Source organism: Moritella sp. (genome assembly GCF_033791185.1).
In the GTDB taxonomy this organism is placed as follows: domain Bacteria; phylum Pseudomonadota; class Gammaproteobacteria; order Enterobacterales; family Moritellaceae; genus Moritella.
Window position 1 is genome coordinate 1 of the sequence record NZ_JASJHF010000234.1, and the last position, 11,296, is coordinate 11,296.

An 11,296-nucleotide genomic window follows, 5' to 3' on the forward strand; every position below is an offset into this window, starting at 1 on the left:
GTTAAAGTCACCAACATCGCATAATGGAGTAAGGCATGAATAAAGGGAAAGTCGCGTTATCGCTATCTATCGCCAGTATCATCACGTTAGGTTTAAGTGGTTGTTCAGACGATAAAGCAGCGAAAGATTCATCTTCAGCAGCAGCTAAAAAACCTGTTTCTTTTGTATATTGTTCAGAAGCAAGCCCAGAAGGCTTTAACCCTGGACTGTTTACCACAGGTACCACGTTTGATGCATCATCAAAAACTATCTTTAACCGTTTGGTTGAATTTAAATTAGGCACAACCGAAGTTATTCCTGCACTAGCAGAAAGCTGGGATGTATCAGAAGATGGTCTGGTTTATACATTCAAACTTCGTCAAAATGTACCATTCCATACGACCAAAGACTTTACCCCGACTCGTTCATTCAATGCCGATGATGTGATCTTCTCATTTGACCGCCAAGGTAATACCGAAAACCCTTACCATAAAGTATCAGGTGGTTCATACGAGTACTACAACGCAATGAGCATGGGTTCATTAATCAAAGAGATCAAAAAGGTTGATGATTACACAGTACAGTTCGTACTTAATCAACCTGAAGCACCTTTCATTGCTAACTTAGCGATGGACTTTGCATCTATCATGTCAGCAGAGCAAGCGAAGGTATTTATTGAGAAAGGTATGTCTGCACAACTTGACGTGATGCCTTCTGGTACCGGTCCATTTGCGCTGCAACAGTATCAAAAAGATTCTCTTATCCGCTATGCTGGTAATGCTGACTATTGGGGTGGCAAGCCAGCTATTGATCGTTTAGTGTTTTCTATCACACCGGATGCATCAGTACGTTTCGCTAAGCTGCAAAACAATGAATGTCAGATCATGGCATTCCCGAACCCATCAGATCGTGAAATGATGGAAAAAGATCCAAACATCAACCTGCTTTCACAAGAAGGTCTGAACATTGGTTACCTGGCGTTTAACGTCAACAAAAAACCGTTTGATGATGTGCGTGTACGTCAAGCATTGAACATGGCGGTGAACAAGCCAGCCATCATTGACGCGGTATTCAATGGTTCAGGTAAAGCGGCAACCAACCCAATCCCACCAACGATGTGGTCGTACAACTCCGACATCAAAGATTACGAGTTTGACTTAGTTAAAGCGAAAGCATTACTTGCTGAAGCGGGTTACCCAGACGGTTTCGAAACTAATATCTGGGCAATGCCAGTACAACGTCCATATAACCCGAACGCACGTCGTATGGCTGAAATCATGCAGTCTGATTGGGCTAAAGTTGGCGTTAACGCGAAAATTGTTACGTTTGAATGGGGCGAGTACCTTAAACGTGCGTCGAAAGGCGAGCATGATACGATCCTACTGGGTTGGACTGGTGATAATGGTGACCCAGATAACTTCCTAGCGGTATTACTTGGCTGTGATGCAGTGGGTGGTGCAAACCGTTCAATGTGGTGTAATGCTGAATTTGATGCATTAGTTAAAGAAGCAAAAACCACTGCAGATCAAGCGGTAAGAACAGACTTGTATGAAAAAGCACAAGTGGTATTCAAACAACAAGCGCCGTGGGCAACGATTGCACACTCGGTGGTGTTTGAACCCGTTCGTAAAGAAGTTAAAGGTTATGTGATTGATCCACTCGGTGGTCACAACTTCTATAGCGTTAGCTTAGAAAAATAAGTATAGCCTTAGCTTAGAACAGTAAGTATAGCGCTAGCTTAGAAAGTATCTCGTTTAAATAACGAAAATAAGATAATGCGAGACCATCATGGCTCGCGTTATCTTTACCGATAACCCTTTAAATACCTGCAGAGTTTTCTATGTTCCAATTTATTTTAAAGCGACTAGGTACCGTGATCCCGACATTCTTCGGTATTACCTTACTGACATTTACGCTCATTCATATGATCCCCGGAGACCCGATTGAAATCATGGCGGGTGAACGTGGTATCTCACCAGAACGTCACGCGATGCTTTCCGCTGAGCTCGGTTTAGATCAGCCAATCTGGAAACAATATTTTTCTTACGTAGGAGGTATCCTACAAGGCGATCTCGGTAACTCTCTGGTAACCAAAAAACCAGTACTTTCAGAATTCTTCGAGCTATTCCCGGCTACTGTAGAACTGGCCTTCTTAGCTGCACTATTTGCTATTGCAGTTGGTTTGCCTGCCGGTATTATTGCCGCCGTAAAACGTGGCTCTATATTTGATCACACCGTAATGGGGGTATCATTAACTGGTTACTCAATGCCGATCTTCTGGTGGGCATTATTACTCATGTTAGTGTTCTCGGTAAATCTCGGTTGGACGCCGGTTTCAGGCCGTATTGATGTATCGTTGTGGATTGAACACGTCACTGGTTTCATGTTGATTGACTCATTATTATCTGATGAAGTAGGGGCGTTCGGCTCTGCTATTCATCACCTTATCTTACCTGCTATTGTGCTTGGCACGATTCCTCTGGCTGTTATCGCCCGCATGACACGTTCTTCAATGTTAGAAGTGTTGGGTGAAGACTATATCCGTACTGCACGTGCAAAAGGGTTAGCGCCTTGGCGTGTGATTGTCATCCATGCATTGCGTAATGCCTTAATTCCCGTTATCACAGTGATTGGTTTGCAAGTGGGGATCTTATTATCTGGTGCTATCTTAACCGAAACTATTTTTGCTTGGCCGGGTATTGGTAAATGGTTAATTGAATCCATTGGCCGCCGTGATTACCCCGTAGTGCAGGGTGGTATTTTAATTATCGCCACATTAATCATCTTAGTTAACCTACTGGTAGATATTATCTACGGTGTGGTTAATCCACGTATTCGTCACGCGAAATAGAATACCGGATACAAGGGTACAGGATACAAGGAATCAATAGATTATGAGTGAAGTTTCAAATAACGCGGCAGTGATTGAGCTGCGACCGTTAACGCCATTACAAGAGTTTTGGAAATATTTTAGTTCGAACAAAGGTGCCGTCGTTGGCCTAGTTTATATTACGGCAATTATTTTTATTGCCGTATTCGCTGACTTGATCGCCCCTTATTCACCGATTGAACAATTTCGTGATGCGCTATTACAACCCCCATCATGGACCAGTGGTTATCTGCTCGGTACTGATGCGGTAGGCCGTGATATTTTATCGCGTCTTATCCACGGTGCGCGTTTATCGCTGTTTGTCGGTATGTTAGTGGTCACTCTATCACTGGGTATCGGGATCTTATTAGGTCTGGTTGCCGGTTACTACCGTGGTCGTGTTGAAACGGTGATCATGCGTTTAGTTGATATCATGCTGGCGATGCCAAGCCTATTATTAGCCATTGCGATTGTGGCTATTATGGGACCAAGCATTGTTAATGCGTCAATCTCCATTGCGGTGGTTTCGATTCCGCATTATGTGCGCTTAACGCGGGCATCAACCATGTCGGAAATGAGCAAAGACTATGTGATAGCCTCACGTATTGCTGGCGCAGGTCCAATGCGCATCATGTTCAACGCGGTATTACCGAACTGTTTAGCACCACTTATCGTCCAAGCGACATTGGGTTTTTCAAACGCTATTCTCGATATGGCGGCACTGGGTTTCCTTGGTTTAGGTGCACAAGCGCCAACACCTGAATGGGGTACTATGCTGGCTGATGCACGTCAATATGTACAAAGCGCATGGTGGGTTGTTACCTTCCCAGGTGTGACTATCTTGCTAACGGTATTAGCATTTAACTTAATGGGTGATGGCCTGCGTGATGCACTTGATCCTAAATTGAAACAGTAAGAGGTTGGTTTATGTCACTGTTAGAAATTAAAAACTTATCAGTCACATTCAGCGGCTTCAGAGCGGTTGATAATATTAGTTATAGTGTTGATAAAGGCGAAATTCTCGGTATTGTTGGTGAATCTGGCTCCGGTAAATCAGTCAGTTCTATGTCAATTATGGGGCTCATTGAACACCCAGGTAAAGTAACAGCAGATAGTCTGTTATATGAAGATAAAGACCTGCTAACGATGCCGGAAAAACAGCGCCGTCAATTAACCGGTGCTGACATTTCGATGATCTTCCAAGATGCAATGACCAGTTTGAACCCGTGTTTCACGGTTGGTTATCAGATCATGGAAGCATTAAAGGTACATCAAGGCGGCAGCAAGTCTGCTCGTAAAACACGTGCTATTGAATTGCTGGATCTAGTCGGTATTCCGGCGCCGGAAAGCCGTTTAAACGTCTACCCGCATCAATTGTCTGGTGGTATGAGCCAGCGTGTGATGATTGCGATGGCATTAGCCTGCGATCCAAAATTGCTGATTGCCGATGAACCGACAACGGCATTGGATGTAACCATTCAAGCGCAGATTATCGACCTGTTGGTTGAACTGCAGAAGAAAAATAACATGGGTCTGATCCTCATCACCCATGATTTAGCCTTGGTTGCTGAAGTCGCCGATCGCGTTGTGGTGATGTACGCTGGTCAAATTGTGGAAACAGGGGTTGCAGAGCAAGTATTTAAACATCCTAAACACCCGTATACGCAAGCGCTGCTTGCATCATCGCCAGAATCTGCCATTGGTAAATCTCGTCTTGCCGCGTTGCCGGGGGTGGTGCCGGGGGCTTATGATCGTCCAGTTGGTTGCCTGCTGAATCCGCGTTGCCCTTATGCAATCGATAAGTGTCGCAGCGAAGAGCCAAGCGCATACGCCAGTCCGTTAGGTCAGGTTAAATGTCATACGCCGTTAACTATTGAAGGGAGACCTGCAGCATGAGTGACGTTGTAAGTTTAAACACTGCAGAGCAACAACCGTTATTAAAAGCGGTGGATCTGAAAAAGCATTACCAAGTATCCCAAGGTTTTCGTAAACCCGATGCGACCGTTAAAGCGCTAGATGGCGTCTCCTTTACCTTAGATGCAGGTAAGACGTTAGCGATTGTCGGCGAATCAGGTTGTGGTAAGTCAACGCTGGGGCGTTTATTAACCATGATTGAGATCCCGACTCACGGTGAAATTGATTTTCAAGGTCAAGACTTGCTGACAATGGATAAAGCGACGTTTAAAACCTTACGTCAAAAGATCCAGATTGTATTTCAAAATCCTTATGGTTCGCTAAATCCACGTAAAAAAGTGGGACAAATTTTAGAAGAACCATTAGAGATAAATACCAAGTTAACCAAAGCACAGCGTAAAGAAAAGTCCATGGCGATCATGGCTAAAGTAGGTTTGAAGACCGAACATTACGACCGCTACCCGCATATGTTCTCGGGTGGTCAACGCCAGCGTATCGCGATTGCCCGTGGTCTGATGTTAGATCCAAACGTGGTTGTGGCAGATGAACCGGTTTCAGCACTGGATGTATCGGTACAAGCGCAAGTATTAAACTTGATGATGGATTTACAAGACGAGCTGAACTTAAGCTATGTGTTTATCTCGCATGATTTATCTGTGGTTGAGCATATCGCCAATGACGTGATTGTGATGTATCTGGGCCGCGTTGTTGAGCATACAACGAAAGAAGAGTTGTTTGCTAATCCACGTCATCCTTATACCCAAGCCTTGTTATCCAGTACACCGCAGTTAAACCCTGCACATCGTCGTGAACGTATTAAGCTGGTGGGTGAATTACCTTCACCACTTGACCCGCCTAAAGGCTGTGCTTTCCACGCCCGTTGTCAGTTTGCCAATGAACGTTGTAATGTTGAACAACCTAAATTAGCTGAATACGGTAAATCGTTAATTGCTTGTCATGCCGTTGAAGAACAGCGTATTTAACACGTAAGTTGAATAGATAACTGCAGCATAATAGCCAAATAATAGGCTGTTATGCTGCTTTTTAGATTTGTTGTTATCGTTGCAAATTAATGTTCGAATTGAGAGATAAGCTTTTCTAACTGGAGTGATGACTGCTGTAATCGTTCACAAGCCGATGCGGTTGTTTGACTGTCTGCGGCTGTTCTATCGGTGATACCGTTAATATCGAGCACATTTTTGTTTATGTCGCTGATGACAACCGATTGCTCTTCTGTTGCTGTGGCGACTAACGTACTTAAATCTGCAATAGTCGTCATATTCTCAGTAATAAGATTAAGGCGATTTCCAGTATCGGCAATAGACTGAATACCGTCTTGACTGCGCTTACTGCCACGGTCAATGGCGTTAACGGCTTCTTTTGAGTTTAGCTGTAACTGCGTGATCATTTTTTGAATTTCATTCGTCGATTCATTAGTTCGCTGGGCTAATGTTCGCACTTCATCAGCGACAACGGCAAAACCTCGACCCTGCTCACCGGCGCGTGCGGCTTCGATTGCCGCATTTAACGCTAATAAATTTGTCTGTTCAGAAATACCTTTAATGACTTCAAGAATAGATCCAATCTCTTCACTACTTTGGGCTAAGCTGTTAATCACACCGCTGGCATCTTCGATTTCTGCTGCAAGCTGTTGCATGGTATTAATACTGCCTTGAACGACTTGCTGACCTTGTTGGGTTTCTTGATAGCCGGTTGCGGTCGATGTTGACACATCACTGGCATTGCGGGCTATTTCAGTGATGGTTGAACTGATCTGTTCAATTGCGGTAACCACTTGCAGTGTCCGCTTTCGTTGTTCTTCAACATTGTCAGCACTGTTTTGGGTTAACCCTTTCACGGTCTCTATGTCTTTATGTAATTCATTGCTGGATGTTGCAATGTCATTAATAAGCATCTGAATTTTTTTAATGAATTGATTAAATGCTATCGCAAGTTCGCCAGATTCATCATAGTCATTTTCATCTAAACGTAATGATAGGTTGCCATTGCCTTGGGAGAATTGCAGTAATGATGCCGTCACTTGCTGTATTGGACTTAAGAATACATCGATAAAGAACCGAGCGATCATAAGTAAACAGACTGCCATGGCAATTGTGATTAAGAATATATCCATAAGCATCCCATCTAGTTGAGCTAGCTGAGCGGCATTGTTACCGATAATGTCTGAGGTCATTTGGTAACTGAGAGTCATAGTGACTAAAGAAGTCAGTGCTATCGAAATGAAAGTGGCAAGCATGATCCGGTATTTTATTTTTGTCTTTATTCGCATATCTATAACCTCATATCCCTAAGTGAGTACGTCTAGTAGGTTATATTGTCGGCCGTATAATAAAAATATAAAGTGATAACTCTATTTATTTATAAAAAAAGTGCAGCTGAGCTACTTTATTGCTAGGTATAGTTCACCCTCTGTACAGATCAGAGGGTGCACTTGTCGGATAGGTTATTATAATGCGATGAAAGTATTGATTTTATTTTCAATACCATCACTATCTAAACCTAATTCAGCATAGATTTCATCTTGTGTACCTTGATGAATAAATTGGTCTGGCAGCCCTAAGTTTAATGTTGGTGTCATTAACTTATTCGCCATTAAATATTCATTCACACCAGAACCTGCACCACCGATGATAGCGCCATCTTCGATAGTCACTAAGATATCATGGCTGTTGGCGATTTCAGTTAACAGTGCTTCATCTAGCGGTTTAGCAAAACGCATATCAACTACTGTCGCGTTTAAGCGTTCTGCGGCCGGAATAGCGTTATGCATTAAGGTACCGAAACATAAGATCGCAATTTTCTCACCTTGGCGGCGCACAATACCTTTACCAATTTCTAATTCAGTAAAGGCTTGTTGTACTTCAATACCCGCGCCACTACCACGTGGGTAACGTACTGCTGCAGGGCCATTATACTGGTAACCGGTATGCAGCATTTGACGGCATTCATCCTCGTCACTTGGCGTCATGATCACCATTTTCGGGATGCAGCGCATAAAGCTAATATCAAATGCACCTTGGTGAGTTTGACCATCCGCGCCAACTAAACCTGCACGATCAATCGCAAATAATACCGGCAGATCTTGGATTGCCACATCGTGGATCAGCTGGTCGTAACCGCGTTGTAGGAATGTAGAATAAATAGCAACAACGGGTTTATGACCACCAATCGCCAGACCTGCAGCAAAAGTTACACAATGTTGTTCGGCAATCGCCACATCAAAGTATTGCTGAGGATAGGTTTCTGAGAATTTAATCATTCCCGATCCCGCACCCATCGCAGGTGTTACCGCGGCCAGCTTTCGATCTGTTTTTGCTACGTCGCATAACCAGTTACCAAAGATCTTGGAGAAGGTTGGTTTTGACGGTGCCGATACTGGTAAAGTATCTTCTTCAGGGTTGAATTTAGGTACCGCGTGATAGCCAAGTTGATCTTGTTCGGCGGGGGCGTAACCTTTCCCTTTTTTCGTTACTACGTGTAAAAATTGCGGGCCTTTTAGGCTGCGCATATTACGCAATGTTTCAACTAAACCGTTAACATCATGGCCATCAATTGGACCAATATAGTTAAAACCAAATTCTTCAAATAATGTGCTTGGTACCACCATGCCTTTTAAATGTTCTTCCGCGCGGCGCGCCAATTCTTTAATCGGTGGGATGCCAGAGAGTACTTTTTTACCGTTTTCACGGAAGCTAGAATACACATCACCAGATAAAAGTTTGGCTAAATGCTTATTAACCGCGCCAACATTTTCAGAAATCGACATATCGTTATCATTTAAAATAACCAGTACGTCTTTATTGATGTGGCCGGCGTGGTTTAAGGCTTCAAATGCCATGCCACCGGTAATAGCACCGTCACCAATAATGGCCACTGTTTTACGGTTTTTATCTTCTTGATCTGCGGCGACAGCAAGGCCGAGTGCAGCACTGATTGATGTTGATGAATGACCCACATTCAGGTGGTCGTATTCACTCTCATCACGCCAAGGGAACGGATGTAATCCGCCTTTTTGACGGATAGTCGACATGCGGTCACGACGGCCCGTTAAAATTTTGTGCGGATAGGCTTGATGACCCACATCCCATAATAATTTATCGTAGGGTGTATTGTAGACATAGTGCAGGGCAACCGTTAATTCTACGACACCTAAACCGGAAGCAAAGTGACCGCCACTCTTACCCACTGTGTGTAATAAATAGCTACGCAGTTCATCGCATAAGTCATTCAAACGATCTGCTGGTAATTGGCGCAGTTCTTCTGGGATGTCAGCCAATGCCAATGTAGGGTAATTCGAAATATCTAAGCTCATAATTTTTATAATTTTATACTTTGTTAGAATCGGTTACTTATTCCGCTCGATGATGTACTGCGTAAATAAAGCGAGAGTGGTCGTATCATGCGGAATTGTTTCTAAGGCAAATATCGCTTGTTGATACAGGGCTTGGGCTTTTTCTTGTGCCCCTGCTAAACCGAGTAATGCTGGGTACGTTGATTTGTTTAATTCAACATCTGAACCTTGCGGTTTACCGAGCGTTTCAGTATCACTGATTATATCGAGAATGTCATCTTGAACTTGAAATGCCAACCCAATAGCATTCGACCATTTATCCAATGCTGTTAATAACTCAATCGAGCAATGCGGCGAGGCTAAGCAACCCAGTTTTGCCGCGCAATTAATTAATGCGCCGGTCTTATTATTATGAATCGCTTCAAGTTGTGCCAGCGAGATCTGTTTGTCGGTGGCGGCGAGATCCATGGCTTGACCACCACACATACCGCTGTAGCCACTGGCTTGAGTCAGCGATTTTAGCATGCTGAAACGATTTTTTTCAGCTGCAGGTGCTAGTGCGCAATCGAGTAATAATTCAAAAGCAAACGGCTGCAGCGCATCACCGGCTAAGATAGCGGTAGCATGGTCAAATTTAATATGACAAGTTGGTTGGCCACGGCGTAAATCGTCATCGTCCATCGCTGGTAAATCATCATGAATGAGTGAATAGGCATGAATCGACTCGATAGCTGCAGCTGGGCCATCAAGATCGTGAAGGTTAACGCCAAGCATTTCACCAACAACATAGACAATTATTGGCCGCACGCGTTTACCGCCTTGTAACAGGCCATATTCCATTGCGGCTGCAAGTTGGGTGTCATGTGTTGGTAGCAAGTTTATTTGCTGTTGCAAATAATCATTGATACGACCCTGATATTGGGTAATTGAGTTTGAAAGCTGCACTGTTTAATTACTACTGTCAGAGTTGAATGGAGCAAGTGTTTGCTGGTCACCGTTGGCGAGTAATATGGCTACTTGCTGTTCAGCATGCTGAAGTTTTTGGGAGCTAGCACGTGTTAAGCTAATACCGCGTTCAAATTGCTTTAACGCATTATCAAGTTCACAATCACCTTGCTCTAGACTGTTCACTATTGCCTCTAGCTCTGTAATCGACGCCTCAAACGTCATATTTTCTGGTTTTTTTACCGCCATCGGGTGTCCCTCTGATAATATACTCAGGTATTATACCCAAGTTAATACGGTATATACAGCTTAACTGTGAGATGACAACGATAGCAAGACAAGATCACTTAAGATATTTACTTACTTGCCGATATAGTTCAATGAATACACTCGCTAGAAATATAATGATAATTTGCTTGGGATGGGGAATGTTGTGGATTTAGCAACTTTAATAGGATTAGTGGGCTCGTTTGCGTTTGTACTTATGGCGATGGTCATGGGTGGCGATATAAGTATGTTTATTGATACCCAATCGGTATTGATCGTATTTGTCGGCTCACTTTTTGTGGTATTGATGCATTTTAACTTTGGTCAGTTTTTAGCGGCGGCTAAGATCGCTGTAAAAGCATTTATGTTTAAAATCGACAAACCAGAAGAATTAATCGAACAAGCTGTAGAAATGGCTGACGCTGCACGTAAAGGTGGTTTCTTAGCTCTTGAAGAAGCGGAAGTAAAAAATGCATTCATGCAAAAGGGTATCGACTTATTAGTGGATGGGCATGATGCCATGGTTGTTAGCCAAACATTACAAAAAGATATTAAGCTGACCACTGCACGCCATAAAGCCGGAATTCACGTCTTTAGTATGATTGGCGAAGTTGCCCCTGCGATGGGGATGATTGGTACGTTGGTGGGATTGGTGGCGATGTTATCGAATATGGATGATCCAAAGTCAATTGGTCCGGCGATGGCGGTTGCTTTGTTAACGACGTTATACGGCGCTATTTTTGCCAACATGGTAGCGATCCCTATCGCTGGTAAATTGAAATTACGTTCTCAAGAAGAAATGCTTAATAACACACTGATAATGGACGCAATTCTAGGTATTCAAGAAGGCCGTAATCCCCGAGTGATCGAAAGTTTATTAAAGAATTACCTGAATTCATCAAAACGTGAATTAGCAGATGCTGACGTTTAATCGCCACCCTAATGACTGCGTAGTAAGTAGAGAGATAACCTATGTCAGATGAATGTGATTGCCCGCCCCCAGGGTTACC

10 protein-coding genes are annotated in these 11,296 nt (G+C 43.5%); 6 read left to right on the forward strand and 4 right to left on the reverse strand.

Translation table 11 applies throughout. The features are described from left to right. Positions 1 to 35 precede the first annotated feature (35 nt). From QNK26_RS13800 to QNK26_RS13820, 5 genes are all read left to right on the forward strand, one after another. On the forward strand, positions 36 to 1,679 hold the full coding sequence (locus QNK26_RS13800; protein ID WP_319223923.1) for an ABC transporter substrate-binding protein: 1,644 nt from the start codon (positions 36 to 38) through the stop codon (positions 1,677 to 1,679). A 140-nt stretch (positions 1,680 to 1,819) separates the two neighbouring features. Then, a complete protein-coding gene (locus QNK26_RS13805) occupies positions 1,820 to 2,830 on the forward strand; it encodes an ABC transporter permease subunit (RefSeq protein ID WP_319223925.1) in 1,011 nt (336 codons plus the stop codon). A gap of 43 nt (positions 2,831 to 2,873) precedes the next feature. After that, complete coding sequence (gene dppC, locus QNK26_RS13810; RefSeq protein ID WP_319223928.1) at positions 2,874 to 3,764, forward strand: dipeptide ABC transporter permease DppC; 891 nt, start codon at positions 2,874 to 2,876, stop codon at positions 3,762 to 3,764. Between the two features lie 11 nt (positions 3,765 to 3,775). Further along, complete coding sequence (dppD, locus tag QNK26_RS13815; RefSeq protein ID WP_319223930.1) at positions 3,776 to 4,744, forward strand: dipeptide ABC transporter ATP-binding protein; 969 nt, start codon at positions 3,776 to 3,778, stop codon at positions 4,742 to 4,744. Next, entirely contained in the window at positions 4,741 to 5,745 is a 1,005-nt protein-coding gene (locus tag QNK26_RS13820; RefSeq protein WP_319223932.1) for a peptide ABC transporter ATP-binding protein, read from the forward strand. Before dppD ends, QNK26_RS13820 begins: the two co-directional genes overlap by 4 nt. A gap of 86 nt (positions 5,746 to 5,831) precedes the next feature. Here the strand turns inward: QNK26_RS13820 and QNK26_RS13825 are convergent, their stop codons facing one another. The 4 genes from QNK26_RS13825 to QNK26_RS13840 all read right to left on the reverse strand — a co-directional run bounded on the left by QNK26_RS13825 (position 5,832) and on the right by QNK26_RS13840 (position 10,268). Then, the gene (locus QNK26_RS13825) at positions 5,832 to 7,052 is read right to left on the reverse strand and encodes a HAMP domain-containing methyl-accepting chemotaxis protein (protein ID WP_319223935.1); all 1,221 of its coding nucleotides are present in this window, start codon (positions 7,050 to 7,052) and stop codon (positions 5,832 to 5,834) included. A 177-nt stretch (positions 7,053 to 7,229) separates the two neighbouring features. Continuing rightward, a complete protein-coding gene (gene dxs / locus QNK26_RS13830; protein ID WP_319223937.1) occupies positions 7,230 to 9,095 on the reverse strand; it encodes a 1-deoxy-D-xylulose-5-phosphate synthase in 1,866 nt (621 codons plus the stop codon). 33 nt (positions 9,096 to 9,128) lie between these two features. After that, a complete protein-coding gene (ispA, locus tag QNK26_RS13835; RefSeq protein WP_319223939.1) occupies positions 9,129 to 10,019 on the reverse strand; it encodes a (2E,6E)-farnesyl diphosphate synthase in 891 nt (296 codons plus the stop codon). 3 nt (positions 10,020 to 10,022) lie between these two features. Continuing rightward, complete coding sequence (locus QNK26_RS13840; RefSeq protein WP_319223941.1) at positions 10,023 to 10,268, reverse strand: exodeoxyribonuclease VII small subunit; 246 nt, start codon at positions 10,266 to 10,268, stop codon at positions 10,023 to 10,025. Between the two features lie 184 nt (positions 10,269 to 10,452). On the opposite strand from QNK26_RS13840, the gene pomA reads away from it, so the two are divergent. Then, positions 10,453 to 11,217: a flagellar motor protein PomA gene (gene pomA / locus QNK26_RS13845; protein WP_319223943.1), complete on the forward strand. Its 765-nt coding sequence runs from the start codon at positions 10,453 to 10,455 to the stop codon at positions 11,215 to 11,217. The last annotated feature ends 79 nt before the right edge of the window (positions 11,218 to 11,296 follow it).

Bases quoted from the DNA above. Each gene is read 5' to 3' on its own strand.
- QNK26_RS13825 (WP_319223935.1), bottom strand. From the start codon at position 7,052: ATGCGAATAAAGACAAAAATAAAATACCGGATCATGCTTGCCACTTTC.
- QNK26_RS13840 (WP_319223941.1), bottom strand. From the start codon at position 10,268: ATGGCGGTAAAAAAACCAGAAAATATGACGTTTGAGGCGTCGATTACA.
- dxs (WP_319223937.1), bottom strand. From the start codon at position 9,095: ATGAGCTTAGATATTTCGAATTACCCTACATTGGCATTGGCTGACATC.
- QNK26_RS13820 (WP_319223932.1), top strand. From the start codon at position 4,741: ATGAGTGACGTTGTAAGTTTAAACACTGCAGAGCAACAACCGTTATTA.
- dppD (WP_319223930.1), top strand. From the start codon at position 3,776: ATGTCACTGTTAGAAATTAAAAACTTATCAGTCACATTCAGCGGCTTC.
- QNK26_RS13805 (WP_319223925.1), top strand. From the start codon at position 1,820: ATGTTCCAATTTATTTTAAAGCGACTAGGTACCGTGATCCCGACATTC.
- dppC (WP_319223928.1), top strand. From the start codon at position 2,874: ATGAGTGAAGTTTCAAATAACGCGGCAGTGATTGAGCTGCGACCGTTA.
- QNK26_RS13800 (WP_319223923.1), top strand. From the start codon at position 36: ATGAATAAAGGGAAAGTCGCGTTATCGCTATCTATCGCCAGTATCATC.